At 61.9% G+C, this 215-nt stretch carries 1 protein-coding gene; it reads right to left on the reverse strand.

Annotated elements, in window-relative coordinates:
• The coding region (locus tag AC0L2Y_RS34730) for an IS66 family transposase (RefSeq protein WP_473562359.1) at positions 1-215 on the reverse strand (215 nt) is incomplete at both ends.

A 215-nucleotide genomic window follows, 5' to 3' on the forward strand; every position in this document is an offset into this window, starting at 1 on the left:
GGCGTCCGAAATACGGATGCCAGCGATAATGGACTTCGACCTCCTGCCCAACATGGGCAGAATGACCCCGAGATTGCCTGCGGCCTGATAGCGCGTTCGACGGTGTTGGAGTCGATTTCGATGCGGCCGTCGGCGAGAAAGCACTCGAGTGCGGCACGCCGGCCGAGCGCATAGCGAATCGCCTCAGCGGGCTTCGATTTGCCCGACAGTTTCGG

The sequence above is a fragment of the Mesorhizobium sp. WSM4830 genome (assembly GCF_055811495.1).